21 protein-coding genes and 2 pseudogenes are annotated in these 21,155 nt (G+C 58.3%); 11 read left to right on the plus strand and 12 right to left on the minus strand.

Annotated features, from left to right (window positions below):
• Positions 1–193: 193 nt before the first annotated feature.
• The 4 genes and pseudogenes from AC2LD7_RS15270 to AC2LD7_RS15285 form a co-directional block, all read right to left on the minus strand.
• Positions 194–1,216, minus strand: a complete 1,023-nt coding sequence (locus tag AC2LD7_RS15270; RefSeq protein WP_484598579.1) for an amidohydrolase family protein — start codon at positions 1,214–1,216, stop codon at positions 194–196.
• 231 nt (positions 1,217–1,447) lie between these two features.
• The gene (htpG, locus tag AC2LD7_RS15275; protein ID WP_484598580.1) at positions 1,448–3,355 is read right to left on the minus strand and encodes a molecular chaperone HtpG; all 1,908 of its coding nucleotides are present in this window, start codon (positions 3,353–3,355) and stop codon (positions 1,448–1,450) included.
• Between the two features lie 158 nt (positions 3,356–3,513).
• Positions 3,514–4,764, minus strand: coding sequence for an MFS transporter (locus AC2LD7_RS15280; protein ID WP_484598581.1), 1,251 nt, complete (start codon positions 4,762–4,764; stop codon positions 3,514–3,516).
• A gap of 87 nt (positions 4,765–4,851) precedes the next feature.
• Positions 4,852–5,088: pseudogene (locus AC2LD7_RS15285) on the minus strand (hotdog domain-containing protein); the annotation flags it as partial.
• Between AC2LD7_RS15285 and AC2LD7_RS15290 the strand changes: the two are divergent.
• Positions 5,088–5,224: pseudogene (locus AC2LD7_RS15290) on the plus strand (IS5/IS1182 family transposase); the annotation flags it as partial. The pseudogenes AC2LD7_RS15285 and AC2LD7_RS15290 overlap by 1 nt on opposite strands.
• A gap of 134 nt (positions 5,225–5,358) precedes the next feature.
• On the opposite strand, the gene AC2LD7_RS15295 reads toward AC2LD7_RS15290, so the two are convergent.
• The gene (locus tag AC2LD7_RS15295; RefSeq protein ID WP_484598582.1) at positions 5,359–6,573 is read right to left on the minus strand and encodes an MFS transporter; all 1,215 of its coding nucleotides are present in this window, start codon (positions 6,571–6,573) and stop codon (positions 5,359–5,361) included.
• A 145-nt stretch (positions 6,574–6,718) separates the two neighbouring features.
• Here AC2LD7_RS15295 and AC2LD7_RS15300 point away from each other — a divergent pair, with 145 nt between their 5' ends.
• Together AC2LD7_RS15300 and AC2LD7_RS15305 are read left to right on the plus strand one after the other, a co-directional pair.
• Positions 6,719–7,621 (plus strand): LysR family transcriptional regulator, encoded by a 903-nt coding sequence (locus AC2LD7_RS15300; RefSeq protein WP_484598583.1) that lies wholly within the window; start codon positions 6,719–6,721, stop codon positions 7,619–7,621.
• Between the two features lie 365 nt (positions 7,622–7,986).
• Positions 7,987–9,624, plus strand: a complete 1,638-nt coding sequence (locus AC2LD7_RS15305; protein WP_484598584.1) for an AMP-binding protein — start codon at positions 7,987–7,989, stop codon at positions 9,622–9,624.
• On the opposite strand, the gene AC2LD7_RS15310 is transcribed toward AC2LD7_RS15305, so the two are convergent.
• Positions 9,614–9,928 carry a hypothetical protein gene (locus tag AC2LD7_RS15310; protein ID WP_484598585.1) on the minus strand — a complete coding sequence of 105 codons (315 nt, stop codon included), beginning with the start codon at positions 9,926–9,928 and terminating at the stop codon, positions 9,614–9,616. The genes AC2LD7_RS15305 and AC2LD7_RS15310 overlap by 11 nt on opposite strands.
• A 536-nt stretch (positions 9,929–10,464) precedes the next feature.
• On the opposite strand from AC2LD7_RS15310, the gene AC2LD7_RS15315 reads away from it, so the two are divergent.
• The 3 genes from AC2LD7_RS15315 (at position 10,465) to AC2LD7_RS15325 (ending at position 12,757) form a co-directional block, all read left to right on the plus strand.
• Complete coding sequence (locus AC2LD7_RS15315; RefSeq protein ID WP_484598586.1) at positions 10,465–10,833, plus strand: metalloregulator ArsR/SmtB family transcription factor; 369 nt, start codon at positions 10,465–10,467, stop codon at positions 10,831–10,833.
• A 73-nt stretch (positions 10,834–10,906) separates the two neighbouring features.
• The gene (arsC, locus tag AC2LD7_RS15320; protein ID WP_484598587.1) at positions 10,907–11,320 is read left to right on the plus strand and encodes an arsenate reductase (glutaredoxin); all 414 of its coding nucleotides are present in this window, start codon (positions 10,907–10,909) and stop codon (positions 11,318–11,320) included.
• Positions 11,321–11,443: 123 nt separating this feature from the next.
• A complete protein-coding gene (locus AC2LD7_RS15325; protein ID WP_484598610.1) occupies positions 11,444–12,757 on the plus strand; it encodes an arsenic transporter in 1,314 nt (437 codons plus the stop codon).
• A gap of 40 nt (positions 12,758–12,797) precedes the next feature.
• On the opposite strand, the gene AC2LD7_RS15330 is transcribed toward AC2LD7_RS15325, so the two are convergent.
• The 3 genes from AC2LD7_RS15330 to AC2LD7_RS15340 form a co-directional block, all read right to left on the minus strand.
• Entirely contained in the window at positions 12,798–13,145 is a 348-nt protein-coding gene (locus AC2LD7_RS15330) for a hypothetical protein (protein ID WP_484598588.1), read from the minus strand.
• Positions 13,146–13,666: 521 nt separating this feature from the next.
• The gene (gene hppD, locus AC2LD7_RS15335; RefSeq protein WP_484598589.1) at positions 13,667–14,746 is read right to left on the minus strand and encodes a 4-hydroxyphenylpyruvate dioxygenase; all 1,080 of its coding nucleotides are present in this window, start codon (positions 14,744–14,746) and stop codon (positions 13,667–13,669) included.
• Between the two features lie 131 nt (positions 14,747–14,877).
• On the minus strand, positions 14,878–15,108 hold the full coding sequence (locus tag AC2LD7_RS15340; RefSeq protein WP_484598590.1) for a thioredoxin domain-containing protein: 231 nt from the start codon (positions 15,106–15,108) through the stop codon (positions 14,878–14,880).
• A 210-nt stretch (positions 15,109–15,318) separates the two neighbouring features.
• Here AC2LD7_RS15340 and AC2LD7_RS15345 point away from each other — a divergent pair, with 210 nt between their 5' ends.
• From AC2LD7_RS15345 to AC2LD7_RS15355, 3 genes are all read left to right on the plus strand, one after another.
• Positions 15,319–15,453 (plus strand): hypothetical protein, encoded by a 135-nt coding sequence (locus AC2LD7_RS15345; RefSeq protein ID WP_484598591.1) that lies wholly within the window; start codon positions 15,319–15,321, stop codon positions 15,451–15,453.
• Positions 15,454–15,532: 79 nt separating this feature from the next.
• Positions 15,533–15,904 (plus strand): hypothetical protein, encoded by a 372-nt coding sequence (locus AC2LD7_RS15350; protein ID WP_484598592.1) that lies wholly within the window; start codon positions 15,533–15,535, stop codon positions 15,902–15,904.
• A gap of 263 nt (positions 15,905–16,167) precedes the next feature.
• On the plus strand, positions 16,168–16,365 hold the full coding sequence (locus AC2LD7_RS15355; RefSeq protein ID WP_484598593.1) for a hypothetical protein: 198 nt from the start codon (positions 16,168–16,170) through the stop codon (positions 16,363–16,365).
• Positions 16,366–16,439: 74 nt separating this feature from the next.
• On the opposite strand, the gene AC2LD7_RS15360 is transcribed toward AC2LD7_RS15355, so the two are convergent.
• From AC2LD7_RS15360 to rfbD, 3 genes are all read right to left on the minus strand, one after another.
• Positions 16,440–16,631, minus strand: coding sequence for a hypothetical protein (locus AC2LD7_RS15360; RefSeq protein WP_484598594.1), 192 nt, complete (start codon positions 16,629–16,631; stop codon positions 16,440–16,442).
• Positions 16,631–17,797: an NAD(P)-dependent oxidoreductase gene (locus AC2LD7_RS15365; RefSeq protein WP_484598611.1), complete on the minus strand. Its 1,167-nt coding sequence runs from the start codon at positions 17,795–17,797 to the stop codon at positions 16,631–16,633. Before AC2LD7_RS15365 ends, AC2LD7_RS15360 begins: the two co-directional genes overlap by 1 nt.
• A gap of 117 nt (positions 17,798–17,914) precedes the next feature.
• Positions 17,915–20,029, minus strand: coding sequence for a dTDP-4-dehydrorhamnose reductase (gene rfbD / locus AC2LD7_RS15370; protein ID WP_484598595.1), 2,115 nt, complete (start codon positions 20,027–20,029; stop codon positions 17,915–17,917).
• A gap of 280 nt (positions 20,030–20,309) precedes the next feature.
• On the opposite strand from rfbD, the gene AC2LD7_RS15375 reads away from it, so the two are divergent.
• Positions 20,310–20,672 carry a hypothetical protein gene (locus AC2LD7_RS15375; protein ID WP_484598596.1) on the plus strand — a complete coding sequence of 121 codons (363 nt, stop codon included), beginning with the start codon at positions 20,310–20,312 and terminating at the stop codon, positions 20,670–20,672.
• An 86-nt stretch (positions 20,673–20,758) separates the two neighbouring features.
• A complete protein-coding gene (locus AC2LD7_RS15380; protein WP_484598597.1) occupies positions 20,759–21,079 on the plus strand; it encodes a hypothetical protein in 321 nt (106 codons plus the stop codon).
• Positions 21,080–21,155 lie beyond the last annotated feature (76 nt).

Consider the following 21,155-nt stretch of genomic DNA (forward strand, 5'->3'; position numbering starts at 1 on the left):
CTACTCAAAAGATGCGCTGCAATCATCGCAAGCGATTTCACCTCTGATATCGGAGCCTGAGCGATTAGCTTGAATAGTTGACGTCAAAAACATGCGCTTATACATGTTTTACGACAAGCGGCAACATCGCCAGCAGACGGTTGATCAAACAACCCATCCGGCTCGCATCGCTTCGCCACTTTTCCCAATGGGCTCAGCGCACCTCGGCCTGCCGTTTGCGGGGCAGGATATCGAGGAAATTGTCGCGTGCGACCTTCCGTGCAACCGACTCGGGCAATGCGTCGAGAAACGGATCGAAAGCGCTCATGCCTTCACCCAAACTATCGAACCGCCCTACCACGTCAGAACCGAGCATGAAGCGCGTCGGATGGCGCGCAATCAGCGTTACCCAGTCACTATCAGGTTCACCGGATTCCTTCAGCAGATAAGGCCTGAGCATCGTCCAGGAGAGGTCGATGTAGAGGTTGGGATAGTCATCGAGAAGACGCGTAACCGTCGGGAGAAGAAAATCGAGCTTTTCCTGATGACGATGCAGCTCCATGCTCGTTCCCGCATGCGCCCAGATGAAACGAGTATGCGGATGGTTACGCAGTGGCTCTTCCAGTTCCGCTAGATACAGCGGGTTGCGCTCACGCTTGGAGGTGATGTTGGAATGCAGCATCACCGGCAAATCGAATTCGGCCGCCAAATGATAAACACGTGCCAGCGCTTCATTGTTTGCACGTGGCGTGTCGCCCTGAGTTAACGCAGTTACGTCGTCATGCCGGGTGAATATCTCCCCTAGCCCTTGCCAAAGGCCCGGATCGAGATCGAGCATTCGCCGAATGTGCGCATCAGCATTCTTGTCGTTGGGATTGAAGCCGGACAGAAACGGATGGAATCGGCGTCGCTGACCTTCATCCAATTCTTTCAGCGCCGCAGCAACTACCACATCGGTCGCGCTGTACCAATAGACGGGGGCATCGTCGCCAGCGTAGTAGCGAGGCCGCTTGGGTTCGTTCTCGTGCCATTTTTTTGCAACTGGGATACCGCTGATCATCACATGATCGATATCGCCGGCATCCATGGCCTTGAGCAACTTGCCCATGCCATCACTTTCCTGGAAGAAATCAACGAAATGCAGATGCGCGTCGCTGTAGTGGTAATCACGCGCCTGAACCGGAGCAATCGATGCAACCAGGCAGAACGCGGCAAAACAGTTTCGTAAATTGAACAACCGATGTCCTCCTGACAACCAAGCGGATAGACCGCCCGGTCACGAGGCAGTTCAGAAACGGATCACCGCTCCGGCCGTATCGCTCGCGTATACCAGAAGAGTCGAGAGGAGCAGCCCTGATCCGCTGGGGCTGGACATACTGAAGCCCGGACACACATCGGCCCCGACTGACCGGTGTGCTGGCTTGAATGCAAAGGCCCGTCAATGACGGGCCTTTGAGGTTCCGATGAGTTAGGCGGAAAGTTCCACCAGTAACCTGTTCAAACGCTGCACATAGGCGGCCGGATCCTTGAGGCTATCACCAGCGGCCAGCGCGGCCTGGTCAAAAAGAATGTGCGATAGATCAGCGAAGCGATCCTCGTCCGGCTCGGCGTCCAGTTTCTCGATCAGCGGATGCTGCGGGTTGATCTCGAAGATTGGCTTGGACTCAGGCACTTTCTGCCCGCTCGCCTCGAGAATCTGGCGCATCTGCAAGCCAAGATCCTGTTCACCGATCGCCAAAATTGCTGGCGAGTCGGTTAAGCGATGCGATACGCGCACTTCGGCCACTGCTTCGCCCAGCGCACCTTTGAGACGCTCGACCAGGCCCTCCTTCGTCTTGGCGATTTCTTCCTGAGCCTTCTTGTCCTCTTCGGAATCCAGTTGGCCGAGATCGAGATCACCGCGCGCGACGTCCACGAACTGCTTGCCATCGAATTCGGTGAGATAGCTCATCAGCCACTCATCGATGCGATCGGTCAGCAGCAACACCTCAATGCCCTTCTTGCGGAAGACTTCCAAATGCGGGCTGTTCTTGACCTGCGCATAGGACTCGCCAGTGAGATAGTAAATCTTGTCCTGACCTTCCTTTACGCGCCCAAGGTACTCAGCCAGCGAAACGTTCTGCTCGCCAGAGGCATCGCTGGTGGAGGCGAAGCGCAGCAGACCGGCGATCTTTTCCTTGTTGGCGAAGTCTTCCGCCGGGCCTTCCTTGAGTACCTGCCCGAACTGCTTCCAGAAGTTCTTGTAATCTTCCGGCTTGTCCTTGGTCAGCTTGTCCAACATGTCCAATACACGCTTGGTCAGCGCCGACTTCATCGAGTCGATGACCGGATCCTTCTGCAGGATTTCGCGGGAAACGTTCAGCGACAAGTCGTTGGAGTCGACCACACCCTTGATGAAGCGTAGGTAGAGCGGCAGGAATTCATCAGCCTGATCCATGATGAATACGCGCTGCACGTACAGCTTGAGCCCCTTGGGTGCTTCGCGCTGGTACAAATCGAACGGCGCGCGGCCAGGCACGAACAGCAGCGAGGTGTATTCGAGCTTGCCCTCGACCTTGTTGTGGCTCCAGGCCAGCGGGTTTTCGAAATCGTGGCCAACGTGCTTGTAGAACTCCTGGTATTCCTCGTCCTTTACCTCTGTGCGCGGACGGGTCCAGAGAGCGCTGGCGCGGTTGACCGTTTCCCACTCGAGCTCTGCCGGCTTGTCCTTCTCTTCACCGTGGACCTCCTTGGGTAACTCGATCGGCAAGGCGATGTGATCGGAGTATTTCTTGATGATGTTGCGCAGGCGCCAGCCATCGGCGAATTCTTCTTCACCGGACTTCAGGTGTAGCACGATGCGCGTGCCGCGTTCTGGTTTCTCGATGGTGGCAACTTCGAAATCGCCCTCGCCTTTCGATGACCAATACACGCCTTCTTCGGCCGGCGTACCCGCACGGCGGCTAAACACCTCGACCTGATCGGCAACGATAAATGCCGAATAGAAACCCACACCGAACTGGCCGATCAGGTGCGAGTCCTTCTTCTGATCACCCGTCAGGTGCTTCATGAAGTCAGCCGTGCCAGATTTGGCGATGGTGCCGAGATGGGTAATGACATCCTCACGATTCATGCCGATGCCGTTGTCCTCGAGGGTAACGGTCTTGGCCTCTTTGTCGAAGCTGACACGAATCTTTAGATCAGCGCCGCCTTCGAGCAGATCCGGCTTGGCCAGCGCTTCGAAGCGCAGTTTGTCGGCAGCGTCGGAGGCGTTGGAAATCAGCTCTCGAAGAAAGATTTCCTTGTTCGAGTACAGGGAATGGATCATCAGGTGAAGCAGTTGCTTCACCTCGGTCTGGAAGCCCAGGGTTTCTTTGTTTTGAGTCTCCACACTCATCGTCTTGCAAACTCCACATCGTCAATGGCACGGGCCGCGGCTGCGGCGATGACAAGCAGATGGGGGCTTCGAGCAGGAATTCAAGTGCACGCACGCAGGCTGAGCGACGTTGAATTACCCGATCAGCACGCAGCTGAATCAGGTTTGGTCTGCCGACGTTACGGCTCTAGCAATTCGAGCAGGACGATATTCTCCGGAGCGAGATTGTAGGTTGCTTCTCCGGGTCCTTTCAGTATCCGTCTGATCGCCACGTTGCCCTCTCGGTCAACGCCGATGAAGCGCCCTTCCGCTATTCCACCACGCTCCGTATGCGCGCGCATTTGCAGCTGCTCGTAGCGCGCCGGATTGCGCAATAGCCGTTCGAGGGAGAACCGCTGTCGACGGTCGATACGTGGCGATGGACTGTTGTCGGAGAGAGATTGTGGCTGGACGGCCACGACCCTGGACGGGGTTTCGGAGTCGGCAGGCAGTGGCGGATATTCATCATTCCTCACCATCCAGCCTTGCTCGCCTTTCTGAATATCCAGTTCAAAGCTTCCGAGTTCACCATTCACTTCAGCTTGCACGACGATTACCAGCGCTGCCGCAGGAAAAGTCATTGGCGCCAGCGATTCGACCGTTACGGCTCGCGTCTTGAAACGTCGCTGCAGATAGTCCCTGGCAAGATAAATGAGCGTGTCAGCTGAATCGTGGCGAAGGTCCACCTGACCCGCGCGATAACGCAATTCGTCCGTGAATAGCTCGACGTAGCCGCTGATACTTGTGTGATAACGAGCCGGCAAAACCAAATGGAAGTCGCCGGCCAGCTTGTTCGGCGGCACCGGCTCCAGATCCAGATGCAGCGTATAACCGTTCTGGATTCTGCGTGCTTCGGGAAGCTCCTGCTCCGGACGCATCCAGCTGATCTCTATTTCGGGTTCGGGATCGACATCCTGCGGCAGCACATCGAACCGCAGTGCACCCGCCTGAGTTGTACCGAGGCTGATGCTCACCTCCTGCCTGGCAAACAGATCGTCGCCTTCACGCAGCGTCAGCACGCCGTCGATAAACCTGCCGATCCTCGGGTTGAATGGGCGACCATCGAGCTGGCCGTGCAGACCGATAGCCAGATGACGGTTCTGCGTTTGCTCGTCTGGCTCAAGCCACTTCAGGCTGGCAATCGCTTCGATGCGCTCCGGTTCATGATTTGCGAGCAGCGTAAAGCCCACGATAAGGGGAATGAACCCTAACCCCGAAAGGCCGATGGCCTTTCGGGCGACGTTCCAATGACGAACGACATAGAGCAACGTAATCGGCGGAAGAAGGCTTCCAACCCCCCACAACAAGCTGGTACCGAAAGCCAGAACAACCAACCAGACGATACCTGCAACTACCAGCAGCAGCCCGCCCAGTATCAACAACGCATCCATTCAACATCCTTGAGACATCTACAGTGGCGACCGCCAGACGTATCAGGGCTCGTTGACATTGAAGTGGCAACGTGCAGTGGCGATGGGCTAGGCCTGATTAGTTTGCCAGGCTGTAACGGCAACGACGGCTACACGGCGCCCCTGGCGCCAGACCTGACAAGCGGCAAAGGTGTCACGATAGTGACCCGTCCGAAGATAATCTATCGAGAAGTCGATGATTTTAGGCAAATGTGGCGCGCCCATGAACATCAGCAGATGGAGCATCGCCGCATGCTCCATGAAGCCGGCAATCACCCCGTCATGGATGGCCGGGAGCGTTGGATTACACCGGTGTCGAAAAACGCCCTGAGCACGAAGGCCGTGAGGTCATCTGGCAGACCGCCGCCTGCCGCTGCACAGACAAGAAGCTGGGTAAACGCAGCCGCTCTACAAAGCCAAACGCAAGATCGTGGCGGCTAAAAAATGCAGACATGAGCGGGTGATCTGATTGTCTTTGAATCGATTCGCCGCTTTCAAAATCGGCAGGGCTGAAGTTAGCTAGAAAAATACATGGCTACCAGAGCATCCCTAACATTCTTCAACGCGCTTGGATGTTTATGCCGAGGTCGATTTGTTTAGCGGGGACGCGTTGTTAAGAGCCACCCACGCCAAAGTTGCGGAGCCCAGCAATACAACTGCACCGAAAGCAAATGGGCTCCACCACCCCAAGGCATCGAACATCGCGCCACCAAGGCCGGCTCCGACCGTAATGGCCAACTGGATAGTTGCCACCATGAGCCCACCACCGGCTTCGGCGTCTTCAGGCAGTGTTCTGCTCAGCCAAAGCCCCCAGGCGACTGGTGCAGGCGTCGCGACAAGCCCCCAGGCGGCGAGCAGGATCGCAACAGCCGGCGCCGAACTGCCCAGCGCAATAAGCAGCGCTGCAAGACCGGCCATCAAGAATGGAATCGCAATCAGATAAGCGTACAGCCGGCGGTGCAGCAGCGTACCGATGAGGTAGGTGCCCACCCCACCACTCAGGCCAAGCAACAGCAGCATCAGGGACAAGGTGGTAACGCTCACCCCTGTGATGTTCTCCAGAAACGGACGAAGGTAAGTGAAGACGGCGAACTGCCCCATGAACAGCAACATGATCGCCAGCAGGCCAATCACAACCTGAGGGTTGCCTAGCAATCGGAACGGATTGCCGGACTGGCTGCTCGGTTGGCTGCGCATGGGCGGAATGCTCAGCCATTGCCATGCGAAGGCCAACACAGCCAGCGGAATGATCAGGGAGAAAGATTCCCTCCAACCGATGTATTGCCCTAGGAAGCTTCCCAAAGGCGCTGCAACGGTGGCTGCCAACGCATTACCGCCATTGATGAGTGCCAATCCCTTCGCGACGGAATCTTTCGGGACCAGACGCATGACCGTTGCGGTCGACATCGACCAAAAGCCACCAATCGCCACCCCTAAAAGGGCGCGCCCAACCATGAAAACAGTCCCGTTGGTGGCTGAGGTGACAATCACTCCAGATGCCATCAACAGCAAACTGTAGCCGAGCAAGACTTTCTTCCGGTCGAACCGACCAGTCAAAGGCGCATTGAACAGGCTGGCCAGCACCGCAAAAAAACCAGAAATCGATATGGCCTGGCCTGCTTGGCCCTGGCTGATCGCCAGGTCCTGTGCAATCGGCGTGAGCAAACTGACAGGCATGAATTCCGATGCGATCAGCACGACAACACACAGCGCCATCGAGAAAACCGCCCCCCATGCAGAGGGGTGAGTGACGACCGTTTGGCGGTCTACGTTGATAACGACTGTGTTCATAACGCCCTGCTGTTAAGTCTTTGGGGACGTGTTGCGTGAGTCATCCCACCAGGCCAGTCCCCCGAATACGGAACACAGCGTATGGCAAAGCGATTAGGATGATTAGTCACCACAATTTACATGCAGCCATGAGAGAAATTCAGCAATGAGCACGCCGAAGATAAACGACCTGCAATCTTTTCTGGCGGTGGCTCGCTGCCAGAGCTTCACCAAGGCTGCGGTTCAGCTTGGTGTAACGCCTTCGGCCCTCAGTCACGCCATCAGGGCGCTCGAGGAGCGGCTTGGTGTGCGGCTGCTGGCCCGAACGACGCGCAATGTAGCGCCTACGGAGGCCGGTGGGCGATTGATGCGCTCGATCGGGCCGCTTCTTGATCAGATCGATGCCGAAGTCCAAACACTGGGAGAGTTGCGTGACAAGCCCGCCGGAACGATCCGGGTAACCTGCTCCGATGATGCCGCGGAAAGCATCCTGAGGCCGATGCTGCCCGATTTTTTAGCGCAGTACCCGGATATCCAGGTAGAAATCAGCATTGACTATGGGTTCACCAATATCGTGAGCGAACGTTTCGATGCCGGCATCCGCCTTGGCGAATCCATCAGCAAGGATATGATCGCTGTTCGCCTCGGTCCCGACTGGCGCCTCGCCGTGGTGGGAACGCCGGACTATTTCGAGCGGCATGCCCCTCCGCGGACCCCACAGGAGTTGACCCACCACGCCTGTATCAACATCCGGCATTCGCTGCATGGGGCGTGCTACGCATGGGAGTTCGAAAAGGCCGGTCGCAAACTTAATATTCGCGTCAGCGGGCAATTCACTTCGAACAGCATGATCCATGTGATGAACGCGGCGCTGGATGGCATCGGACTGGCCTATGTCCCAGATTTCCTCGCCAAGCCCCACCTCGCCAATAGTCGATTGAAGGAAGTGTTGGCCGACTGGAGCCCTTATTTCGAAGGCTTTCATCTGTATTACCCCAATCGGCGACAGGCATCCCCGGCCTTCACTGCGTTCGTAGAGGCGGTAAGGTTTCGTGAGCAGGTTCGATAGCAGATCGAAAAGTACAGTGATCAACCTACGAAACTGCCCCCTTTTTCTACGACAACTCCGAGCTTCTCGTTGAAGAAGTGCCGACTTCTGTAGGGCCCCATCCATAGCGCCATGGGGTTGGAGCCTTCGACGACGACATGGAAGGTACGGCGGCCTGGCCTGGTGCGCATGCCGCAGGACTGGAGCTGGTGTCAGCCCTCAGGAAGCACATCAGCGAACGCACAGACATCTCTGTGCGTTCGCCACTCGCCAGGTCTATTGTTTGTCCAAACCGTTCATTCAGGTTGATAGCTTTTGCCATTGTTGCTGAAGCCACGCGGAGCCAATATCCAGGCAACCAATAACAAGAAACCCAGGAGCCAGCCATGCGCGACTATGCCACTGCGGCCAGTGAGTTCGACTACGACCAGACGGTATCGGCGATCCTTGCAGGCGACCTGTCTGCCATGAATGCCTGCATCGAGTGCTGTGATCGCCATGCAGACTCGGCCAAGGTCGCACTTATCTGGGAAGGACGGGACGGCCAGCGTGCCACCTGGACATTCGCTCAACTCAAGGAAGCCGCAGCACGCTTCGCCAATTTCCTGGAAAGCTACGGCATACAGCCGGGCGATACCGTCGCCGGTTTGCTGCCGCGTACGCCCGAGCTGTTGATTGCCATCCTTGGCACCTGGCGCATGGGCGCCATTTACCAGCCGCTCTTCACCGCCTTCGGTCCCAAAGCGGTCGAGCACCGTATCAAGGAATCCGGGGCGAAGATGGTCGTCACCGACGAGGTCAACAGCGCGAAGCTGGACGCCATCGAGGCGGCGCCGCGGCGGCTTGTCGTGGGCGCTGGTGCCGAGGACTTCTGGAGCCAGTTGAATCGCCAGTCGACCGAGTTCGAGCCGGTGTTGCTCGATGCCGAGGCGCCCTTCCTCGCCATGTTCACGTCCGGCACCACCGGGCCGGCGAAACAGATGCATGTGCCGCTCAAAGCCATCGTGGCTTTCGTCACCTACATACGAGACGCGGTGGACCTTCAGCCCGAAGACAACTTCTGGAACATCGCTGATCCGGGCTGGGCTTATGGCCTGTATTACGCCGTCACGGGTCCGCTCGCGATGGGACACAGCACGCTGTTCTACGAAGGCGGTTTTACCGTGGAGAGCACCTGTCGCGTGGTCCGCGAGTACGGCATCACCAACATGGCCGGGTCACCGACTGCATTCCGCTTGCTGCTGGCAGCCCGCGACGAAGTAGAAGCCCAGATCAAAGGCCGCCTGCGTGCCGTGAGCAGCGCAGGCGAGCCGCTCACGCCCGAGGTCATCCGCTGGTTCAGCAGCGGCCTCGGCTGCACCATCCACGATCACTATGGCCAGACCGAGCTCGGCATGGTGCTGTGCAACCACCACGCATTGAGTCACCCGGTAAGCCTCGGAACGGCAGGCTATGCCATGCCCGGACACCGCGTCGTGGTGCTGGACGAACAGCAGCGCGAGCTGTCGCCGGGCACGCCCGGCATATTGGCACTGGACCGGCGTCGGTCGCCGCTGCTCTGGTTCTCAGGCTATGTCGGCAAGACCACCAAGGCGTTCGTCGGCGACTACTACCTGAGCGGCGACACCGTTGAGTTGAATGCCGACGGCAGCATCAGCTTCGTGGGCCGCTCCGATGATGTGATCACGACGTCCGGCTATCGCGTCGGTCCCTTCGATGTCGAAAGTGCTTTGGTCGAGCATCCGGCGGTGATCGAAGCGGCGGTCATCGGCAAACCCGATCTTGAGCGTACCGAGCTGGTGAAGGCATTCGTCGTGCTGCATGCCGGCCACAAGGGCGGCACGGCGCTGGCTGAACAGCTGCAGCAACATGTGCGTCAGCGGCTGTCCGCCCACGCTTACCCGCGCGAGATCGAGTTCGTCGATGAACTTCCCAAAACCCCGAGCGGCAAGATCCAGCGATTCCTTCTGCGTGATCGGGAAAAGACTGCACAGCAGCCACCGCCAGCGGTGGCTAACTGCTGAAGCAGACACCTTGACGCGGCAGCGTCCGGCTATTGCCAACGGATGGTATCGGACTGTGGCGGGACGGAACTACGCGGCCCATAGCGGCCGCGTTTTTTTGGCGAAAGGATGGCTGGTAGTTCCCCCTTTCGCCTGCGACTTTCCCAAGCGCCTCGCGATAGTCACCGAACGAGATATCGTCGAAGACCGAACCCAGCACGGCATCTGCCAGACCTAGGCGAAACTCGCCGCCCTGCCAACTGGAGCGGTTGCGCAAATACCACGACGACAAGGCCGAATGGATCTTCTCGGCCTGGATCGACACTTGGCTCTCTGACAACTACGCAGACTTTAGCTGACAAGCCAGAACAGGCGGATTGCAGAAAGCGGTGTTTCGATAGAGGCCCGTTTGCATTTGCCGATCTTTGCGGCTGGCTATCGAATTAACTAGCAATCTCATCATCAGGCGCTTCCAGCGCCTCCCAGCCTCGGTCGGTGTAACTTGTCCGCTCGTCTGCTTACTCTGCTCGATGGCGCCTAGCCATGCCGAGAGTGCAGCAACGACGGCGGCTTGGCGTCGGGCGTCCGTATCGATCGGCCTTGTCATTGCCTCGACTGCCGCATCACGGCGCCTCTTCTGCTGTCGCCGTGTTCCGTCAGGATGCAGTGACGGTCGAAGACAAAACAGGCGCGCAAATAATTGGCTCAACGGGTGTCGATGGAATATATTCGGATATCCGCATGTGCGAATTCGCTTTAAATCGAACACCAGTCGACTCCTGGTGCCGGGGCGACAACAGATCCAACGCGTCCCATCACATGCATGAACGCGTTCCGATCAAAAACAAAGATAGAAACGCAATGACCAATCATCTCGCCCCTGCAACCGTGTTCAAGTGTCTGGCTGACGAAACCCGCGTTCGGCTGATGCTGATCATTACCTGCGAAGCCGAACTGTGCGTGTGCGACCTCACCGGCGCATTGGCTGAAAGCCAGCCGAAGGTGTCCAGACATCTTGCTCAACTGCGCAGCTGCGGCCTGTTGGAAGATCGTCGTCAGGGCCAGTGGGTCTACTACCGTCTTCACCCGAACCTGCCCGATTGGGTGGTCGAGATTCTGCAGACGACGCTTGTATCCAATCGTCAGTGGCTCAGCCAGGACTTGGAGCGGCTCGACAAGATGGGCACCCGCGCCGATCGGGCCGCTGCGTGTCTAGGAGGTGCGCCCTGATCGGTTATTGGTCCTGCTCTTACCTTTTTTCCACCTATCCGCGCTGAAGCCGCCTTACAGGATGCATTGAAGAATGATTTCGCTGATCTACCACAACCCTGCCTGCGGTACCTCCCGCAATACGCTCGCGATGATGATCGCCTCAGGTGAAGTACCGCAGGTGATCGAATATCTGAAGTGCCCGCCTACGCGCGAAAAGCTGGAGGGATTGGTCGCCGCCATGAACATCGCACCACGCGATCTGCTACGCCGCAAGGGCACGCCCTTCGACGAGCTGGGCCTGGACGATCCGGCGCTGAGTGATGAGCAAATCATCGATGCGATGATGGCCCACCCGATCCTGATCAACCGGCCTATCGTCGTGACCGAACTGGGTACTCGCCTGTGTCGACCATCAGAGCAGGTGCTGACGCTACTGCCCAACCCGGTGAGCGTCTTCACGAAGGAAGATGGCGAAGTGGTGAGGCTGGCCGACCAGGCGCGCTGATCCTGCTGGAGACTGGTTCGAAACTCATACCGCCCGCCTCGACCGATTGCTTTCCAACCTACCAACACCACGGCTGAGCGGTGCCCGTGCCGACCGCGTGGACTCTATTCGGGAAATGGATATCTGATGCTCGCGTTCGTCATCTTTATCGCCACGCTGATTTTCGTAATCTGGCAACCCAGAGGCCTTGGCATCGGTTGGAGTGCGCTGGCCGGAGCCCTAGTGGCGCTGGCCACCGGCGTGGTCGGCCTGGCCGATGTCGCGGTCGTCTGGGACATCGTCTGGGACGCCACCTTTACCTTCGTCGCGCTGATCATTATTTCCCTGATCCTGGACGAAGCCGGTTTCTTCGCCTGGGCGGCGCTGCACATCGCCCGCTGGGGTGGTGGACGTGGGCGTCTGCTGTTCCCGCTGATTATCGTGTTGGGCGCCATGATCGCCGCACTGTTCGCCAACGATGGGGCGGCCCTGCTGCTGACGCCAATCGTGCTGGCCATCCTGCTTCGGCTCGACTTCAGCCCTGCGGCGGCGCTGGCGTTCATCATCGCCACCGGCTTCGTCGCCGATACCACGAGCCTTCCGCTGGTAACTTCCAACCTGGTCAATATCGTGACCGCCAATTATTTCGGCATCTCGTTCTCGCGTTATGCGTTGGTGATGGTACCGGTCAACCTCGTGTCGCTGCTGGCGACGCTGCTGGTCGTTGGGCTCTACTTTCGCAGGGAGATTCCGCGCAGTTATCCGGTCGACCGACTGGAAGATCCCGCCTCGGCCATTCGTGACCATCAAGTGTTCCGAGCCGCCTTCCCACTGCTCGGCCTGTTGCTGATGTCGTTGTTCGTGACGGCGCGCTGGGGCATCCCCATCGCCTTCGTCATGGGTGCTGCGGCGCTGATATTGATGGCCATCGCAGGGCGCTGGCTATCGCTCGGCAAGGGTCACGTCGTGTCCATGCGAGCCGTGCTGACCAACGCGCCATGGCAGATCGTGCTCTTCTCGGTCGGGATGTACCTGGTTGTATACGGGCTGGGCAACGCATGGCTGACGGACTGGTCCGCCGGCGTACTGGCCTGGTTAAGCCTGCAAGGCGATTTTATCGCGACCTTGGGTACCGGCTTCGCGGTCGCGATTCTGGCATCGATCATGAACAACCTGCCCGCCACGCTCATAGGCGCGCTGGCGATCGATCAGGTTCAGGTGGCGCCGCTTACTCAAGAACTCATGATCTACGCCAACGTCATCGGTAACGACCTGGGCCCGAAGTTCACGCCCATCGGCAGCCTGGCGACCCTGCTCTGGTTGCATGTACTGGCAGGCAAAGGCCACCGCATCACTTGGGGTGAGTACGTCAAGGTGGGATTGATCATCACGCCCCCGGTGCTATTGCTGACGCTGGCGGCGCTTGCGCTCTGGTTGCCGCTGGTTTCGGGCAACTGACTAGTGACTAGCCGCCTGGCGATTGTGTAATGCGCCCGAGCTAGTCCCGGTTGATGGAGACGCCGGCGCCAACGCGCAGAGACTTGATGTTCGTGTAGCGCTTTAGGCGCAGCGCTGGCGCCTCGACCAGCCGCCACGACAGAACCGCAAAACACAGCGTGATTGCCATGCTCGAAAGCGCGAGCATTGCCAGGTTTATATCGGCGCCAAACCAGTAAATGAGCAATTGCTGCACTGGGAAGCCAAAGATGTACATGCCGTAGGAGAAATCACCATGTTTGCCGAAACGTGCAACCTTCGGCAAACGCGCGTAGGCGATGTAAATCACTAGATACGGCAGCGTGAACATGTGGACGACGAACCAGGCGGAGCTACCTAGTGCCAGCACAGACGTTGCCAGCAACAACAGCGCAATGCGACCGTCCCAACGAATCTGGTTCTGGTAGAGATACAGCGCAGCGCCGCCCTAGAAGAAGAGCGTTCCAAAAAATGTCCTTTGGCCACTACTCACGTTTTGCATGGTTGATCCTTCACGACGGTTTACCCGCCCCGCCCGCACCGACGTCAGCTGGCGGATGTCGCCGCCACAAAACAAGCGATCGCCGACCATGAGACGTGTACTCGAGCTGTGAGCTGACGGTGGTCCGACTGTTTGCTCAAGCAAGAATTACAGACCGAGCTGGAAGCGTGCCGATAGCGCAAGCTTCAGCCACCAATGGTCGCGAGAGAAAGCCTGCCAGCGGAACGAACAGGGACCGGATGCGGTGATTGCTCACTGTCGCATTGGTGGTTTCGGCGAAAAGGCAGACGGGAACGAAACAGCTGAATCAGTCACAGGCGCGCGAGTCGCACGCCTGTGTAAACCGTAAAGAAGCTGCCCGATCACCTATAACGGCAGCAGTCAGTGGGTCACTCGGCAGTGCTAAGCACACCGCGCTGGATCTGATCGCGTTCGATGGATTCGAACAGCGCCTTGAAGTTGCCTTCGCCGAAGCCGCTGTCTCCCTTGCGCTGGATGAATTCGAAGAACACCGGGCCCAGCAGCGTGCCGGAGAATATCTGCAACAACAGACGCTGCTCGCCATTTTCGGACGCACCGTCGAGCAAAATGCCGCGCGACTTCAGCGCCTCGACCGGTTCGCCATGATTCGGCAGCCGCCCTTCGAGCATTTCATAGTAGGTTTCCGGCGGTGCAGTCATGAATACCGTGCCGCTGGCCTTCAACTTGTCCCAGGTCTGGATCAAATCATCGGTGAGGAAGGCCACATGCTGGATGCCCTCGCCGTTGAACTGCATCAGAAACTCTTCGATCTGCCCGGCGCCTTTCGACGACTCTTCGTTGAGCGGGATGCGGATCATGCCGTCCGGCGCAGTCATGGCCTTGGAGGTCAGCCCGGTGTATTCGCCCTTGATGTCGAAGTAGCGGATCTCGCGGAAGTTGAACAGCTTCTCGTAGAAGTCCGCCCAGTAGGCCATGCGGCCGCGATATACGTTGTGGGTCAGGTGATCGATGATCTTCAGCCCAGCACCGACCGGATGCCGATCGACACCTTCGAGGAAGACAAAATCGATGTCGTAGATCGAGCTGCCTTCGCCGAAGCGGTCGATGAGGTACAGCGGCGCTCCACCGATGCCCTTGATCGCCGGCAGGTGCAGCTCCATCGGCCCGGTGGGCAATTCGATAGCCTGGGCACCCAGCTCCAGTGCACGTGAATAGGCCTTTTGCGCATCCTTCACGCGGAACGCCATGCCGCACACAGACGGGCCGTGCTCGGCGGCGAAATAAGCGGGAACGCCCTTGGACTCGCGGTTGACGATAGCGTTGATCTCGCCCTGACGATACAGCGCTACATCCTTCGAACGATGGTTGGCGACATGGGAGAAGCCCATGCTTTCCAACACCGGCTCGATGACGTTCGGGGTGGGCGAGGCGAATTCGATGAATTCGAAGCCCATGAGGCCCATGGGGTTTTCAAACAGGTCGGCCATGATTGGCTCCTTGACTAGCTGTGCATTGGATAGGGATGACGAGAGGAAACGTCAGCCCGGCGGCGCACAGGAAATTCCTCGAACGCTGCGACCAAGGTGATCGCCCAGGGTCAGTCGGAAGCCAAGAATCTTCATGTCACTGGTGTGTCCGGCTGAACATCAGGGTGCGCCCGTTGAAAGGCCGGCAGACGGTGTTCGCCGCCATTACCAATCAGGTTGGCCAGTACGAAGCCGCAATCCAGCCCTTTCAGCGCGCGTGTGGAATGCACCCGGTCGCATGAGTTGGAGAGGTAATAGGTATGCAAATCCATCTTCGTGCCACGCTGCTTGCTAGGTCGCGCTTCGTCTTCGGAGCGCGCCATAATGACTTTGCGTAATCAAATTACGATTAGCGGAATTTGCGTTAGCGATGTCTTACTGTCAAGCCTTCAGTCCGATCAACCTGACACGGTAGACGGTGGCGGCGCGTATCTGTTCCTTCCCAACCCACGCTCGCTCGAGCCCCACTCATCCGCCGTTCAGAACGAATCGCTGAGCGCCGTTGCCGAACCTTATAGACGGAGAGGTGATCCATGAACGGTAGCGAACCGCACCCAAGCGAAGACCAGATGCCACCCGAATACGACGAATACGGCGATGTCCCAGGCTCGGCGGATACGTCCGATGTCGATGAACGCGAAGACCGAGACGAAAGCCCGTTGGGTTGACGCGACGGTGTGATTGTCGAGACCAATCGCGCCGCTCGATCGATCCAGATCTATCTCATATTCAACTGAGGAAACCAGCATGACTCGATTGTTCGACAAGACCGCACCACAGAACGTACATGGTTGGGAACGCACCGCTTCGGTCGCCGGTGGCCTGATGCTGCTGGGCAAGGGGTTGCGCCGTGGCGGCGTGAGTGGACTTTTGCAGCTGGCCATGGGCGGCATGGCATTGGCGCGCGGTATCAGCGGGCGCTGCGAGGCGAAGCGCATGCTGACCGAGCAAGACCACCCACACCAACAGCAAAATCTTGCGGATAAGCAGCGGTATAGCCACATGCCCCTCGACTCGGAAGTTCACAGTCCCGACTTCGCCGAGCCCGAAGTAACGCTTCCCGATACCACGCCGATGGGCCACGAGACGCACCCGGGCGAACGTCGCGGTATCAGCTGAGCCCAGCTACCGATGGGTATCCGGCCGGTTGCTGAAGACACCGCGATCGGAGTTCCGGTACCCAGCCTGGATTCCTAACGTCCTTCAGACAGAAGATTGGTCCCCTATATTCCGACTTGTTTTTTCCGAAAACCAAGGACATCCGGCCAACCACCAGCCTCGCTTGAGCCTCCCGCCGAACGGTGATTGTCGATATTTTGACGAAGTGCTATTCATATGTCGTGATTACGTCACATCTCGCAACATTCCAAGGAAGACACCAAATGGATACTACAAGGCTTGATACCGAAGACGCGGGGCAATGGGGGGTCGTTTACTCGTACGGCAGCGTGCTGGCGGTGTTTGAAAACGAGCAGGACGCTCAAGACGAAGCCACCAGTTTTGGTGGTGCGGTCGTTCGGGTTGCCCGAGACGTCTGGACTGCGTTCTGTGAAGCAGGTACAGCGGTTGAAAGTCGCTGAAGAAGCTCGAGCCTTATAACGTCGCCGCGTCCTCGCAGACTGTCCAGCCGGATCAAGTCGAAGCTTAGAGCGGCTCACGCCATAAGCGTAAACGTCTTCCCGTTATCTTCCGCTACGTATTCCGCTGCCGAAATGGCAACCACAGCAGGCTGCGTCAAGCGCGGCGGCGCGGATTCGTAGTGATATGGCACGAGACCTGTTCCGGTGTGCTGAAACTCGATGAAGCTATAGCCGTCAGCCCAGACTTCTGCCTCATCTTCGATCATTAGCTGCGCACCCGCTGAACGACTTCATTCATCACAGTGGGCGCTTCGGTCTTTCCCATCAACTTTTGGCGCTGTTGAAGGATGATGTCCAGCACACGGCTGGGTTGAATTTCTATGTCGTCGAAAGTGATCAACTGCCCTGGTTCGACGGGTCTTTTGAGCACTGTATTGCGAAGCAGGCCGATGGGCACGTAGTCGAGCTCATCAACAAGCCGCACCGCTTCGCCACGAACGTCGAACCCGCCGATACCGCGGCTGATCATCTCGCCCGCCTTCATCTCGCGCTTGGCTATCGTCGCAACACCCAGCGTCGGCTCGACGGAGTTGTTCAATAGCACGCCGCCGCCCGCCAAAACTCGACGCACGGTCTTGCCAACTTCGAGCGAGCAGAGATGAAACGGACGCGTCAATACGTAATACGGACCGGCGCCCAGTTTGAAGTACTCGATTGCAGACGCCTGGTCTTCATCGTGGCGGCAGACCAGGAAAACGCCGCCAGCGGAATATCCGCTCGGAATCACATAGTCGACGATGGGCTGACCAATGCCTTCGGCGATCAGGCCGAGGATATTGCCGCTGCGGTTAAGGTCGGTGGACGCCAACCCTTCCAGCCCTCGCCGAGTGATGGTCGCACCAAAACCGTTACCCACCACCGCCTGTTCGATCTGCACCTTGGTGCCATCGGTAAACGAGGTGGTCTGCTCAATGCTGATCCCCTGGCGCTTGGACCAGTACGTCATGTCTTCGTGGCTGGGGTTATGGTTGAGATAGCCCTTCATGTTGCCGTAGACGAGCGGCTTGAAGCCCATCTGCAACGCGTCTTCGTGCAATGCCGCCAGCGACCCCGGCTGGTCGCCTTCGGCTTCAGTGAGTAGACCCTTGCCAGCCAGGTGGGAGCCGGTGGTGATCTGCAATTCGGCATTGATGGTGACGACGGGCAAGCCGGCTTCGAATGCCCGCTCGATCACTTCTGTCCCGAAGAACACATCACCCGTGCACTCGACGATGATGTCCGAATGCGCGATGAGGTCGTCAATGGAATTGGTCAGCACCTCCCGCAGCGGAAAATCGCCGAGCGTGTCAATGCTCCTACGAGTGAGGACGCGGCTGATCTGCAGATCCTGGTAATGCTGCATTATCAGGCGAACGAAACAGTGCGAGATCATCCCTGTGCCTGAAACACCCACTCTTTTCACGGCTGTGTCGGTCATCATGAAAATCCCTTTATTTTTAGTCTGCAGTTCGGACCGTAACATCTGGAAAAAGTTTGCCTGGTGAAACGGCTAATGCTGGCTTGCCGCTTGCGTTATCGGGAGACGCGCAGCGAATCGCTCGTCCCTCTCATTCTGCGGATAGGTCCTGAACGGCACACGGCTCGGCGCAGGCCCGAACGATGCAGTTGGCAGGTCGCTCATCTGCCGTATCACATGACGCAACTCTTCCCGCCATGGCTTGGGGCTGACTCCGAAGGTCGCCTCGATTCGGCTGCAATCGAGCGCTGACCAGGCTGGACGGGCCGCCGCCCTTGGCAGGTTCGCGCTGGGCACCGGCAAGACTCGAGGTGCTTTAGCGATGAGCCCGGCAAGCTCGGATTCACGGAAAATTTCTACCGCAAACTCTGCCCACGAGCAGGGCGACGAACCGCTGTAGTGGTAAAGCCCCCAATCAAGATCGCCGTCGCGGCAATAGCGCAGCGAAAGCTCGATCAGCACTCGAGCGACACTGCGTGCGCGAGTCGGGCAGCCCACCTGATCACTGACCACCGAAATCTCATCGGTCTTGCTGCCTAGATTGAGCATGGTCTTGACGAAATTGTTGCCGCGTTCGCCATAGATCCAGCTGGTCCGCAGAATCAGGTATCGATCCAGGGTTTCGCTGATAGCGATCTCCCCTGCCCGCCGAGTGACACCGTAGACGCAAATCGGCACAGCCGGATCGGTTTCCCGATAAGGCTCGCTGCTGTCGCCGGAGAAAACGTATTCGCTGGACAGGTGAAACAGTGGAATCCCGTATTGCTTCGCGGCCTGGGCCAAATTTGCAGCACCGTCGCGATTCACCGCTTCGGCCTGTGCGACCTCGGCTTCGGCGTGATCGAGATTGGTATACGCCGCCGCGTTGATGATGAGGGCCGGCCGGTGGCGTTCAATCGCCTGGCTGATCTGCGACGGGGAGGTGATATCGAGCTCTCGATGCGTCAGCCCAATGGCATCCAGACCAAAGCTGGCCGCCTGGTTGACCAGGCAGTAGCCCACCTGACCGCCGGCGCCGCAAACCAGGACGCGCATGTTCGGCCTGGATAAGCGCGGCTGTAGCGGCTCATCCGCTGCTGGTAATACTGCAGCCGGATCTACTGTTGCGCTCGCTTTCGCGTCGATGGCGAGCGGTGAAATATCATCCACCCGCGCACCGCTCGATAGCTTTGGGCTCAGTTCTCGCACAGTCACGCCGAGCGCCTCCACGGGCGCATCGGCCGCCTCGGCCGTGGGATTGAAGCTGAAGCTTTCGATCAGACCGCTCAGCACTATCCGAGCCTTGGCAAATTGAGCGCGCCTGAGCATGCGAGTCATCAATAACAGGCGCGAGAAAAACACACCCAGCACTCGGCGCTTACGGAAATACTGACGTGCGATAAATAATTCGTTGCGTATGAAGTGCCGATGCAAAGCGACCCGCTTCGGGTCGGTCTCGCGCAGTATGTCGATGGCACCGCTGACCCGGCGCACGTGCAACACTTTGCTCGCGGCCACCAGGTAGCCTGGGGCTTCCTGGCTGATACGCAGTGTGAATTCGGTATCGTCTCCCCACATAAACATCGACGCGATCGGCAGACCATAACGTTGCAGCGAAGCACGCGGCACCAGGATTGAAACGTATGTCGCTGGGCGCACCGGAATCACGCCGAGATCGAGCAGTGCCGGCCAGTTTTCGTAGGCAATGGCGTTGGTGCGTTCGTCGATGCGTGGAACATTGGTCAGCAGGCCGTCTTCGGTGTAGGCCATCGACAGCAGAAAAGAATGCGGCTCGCCTTGGGCACGAAGCTTTTCGTCGGCCTCGGTCAGCTTCCGCAAGGCGTCCGGCTCTGGAATGACGTCGTCGTCCATCATCCAGACGAAATCGGCGCCAAGCTGGTAGGCGATACGGAACCCGGCACTGAACCCACCCGATGCGCCCGTATTGTGCGACAGCACATATATCTTGAGGTTTGGCAGCTGCGACTCGAGCAACATCTCCTCGGTCCCGTCATTGCTGGCGTTGTCGACGACGATGATGCCGTCGCATGGCCGGCTTTGGGCGTTGATCCCATCGAGGCAGCGTTTGAGCAAATCCTTGCGTTTGTACGACAGTACGACTGCGTATATCTGAACCATTGGTCGCTCGGTCTCTGATCGAGAGGGCATGTGGTATCCAGCAATCGCCTGGCGATTAGTCATATGGCTAGCGTCAGGGCGCCGCTGCGGCACCGCCATGGTTTTACCCACAGCGCTCAGCTCCGACCCGAGAAGACGAACGGGGTTCAGTGATTTGCAACAAAATGTGGCGAAATCGGAAGGCGGCCTGAATGCGGCTGTCCGGCTCCCACGTTCAGGCAAGGCGACGAACAGCGCCTCAGTTGTGGCGAGCTCCGAACTCAGCCGGTCAGCTCTGTTCACATGCTCAGAGTCACAACGGAGAATTAGAATGAAAACATCGTTATTGGCGCTGGTCACTCTGGCGTTTGCACTGCCGGCCCTTGGGCAGGACGTGCAGGTATCCACGCGGCTGAATGGAATGGACATCGAGGTCGCGCCGCTCGGCGTGCCAGAGGCCTCGTCCAGCAAGGTGGACCTGGTCGGCGTGCCAGCCGTGAAAGTAACCAACCGCAGTAATGAAATCGCGTCGTGCCAATTTCATGCGTTGCCCGAGGAAACAGCCATGACGGCCGCGCCGGCGTTCTCGGTAAATCCCAACGAGCAAGTCGTCATGCGGGTGCCAGGTAAGTACTCGGCCGGTGGGCCAATCGCGCTGCTGGTGTGCGAGCCGGAAGGCGTCCCGGGACGCTGATTCAGGATCGCAGCCGAGTCTCCTATTAAGGAAGCCAGTCGCCAACCCGCCGACTCAGCGTCATATCGGTAAATGAGGAAAACGTCATGAGCAGACCATTTCTAACGTCACTGGCGATGGCCACGCTGCTGGTTGCCGCTGCCCAACCTGCATTTGCCCAGTGGCCGGCAGGCACACCACGGGAAGATACCGGTGCGCGCCCAAGCCCTATGGGCAACCCCTCGCCACAGGAAAAGCTCGAAACCCACCGCAATGAACAAGGACAGATCGTCACCGAGGATGGTCGCGTGGTTAAAGGAATGCCCGAGAACGATTCAGTGCCTAACCGGAACATGCACCGCACCGAACAGGAAACGGTGACCGAAGACCCGCCACACAAATCCGCGACACCGGGAGAGCTCGAATAGCGACGATGTCGGGCACAGCTGGCGGCAGCTTTTGTCTCTATGGCCATTGTTCTAAGCGGGCTTGCCTGGAAGCGCA

The sequence above is a fragment of the Stutzerimonas sp. genome, from assembly GCF_982611455.1.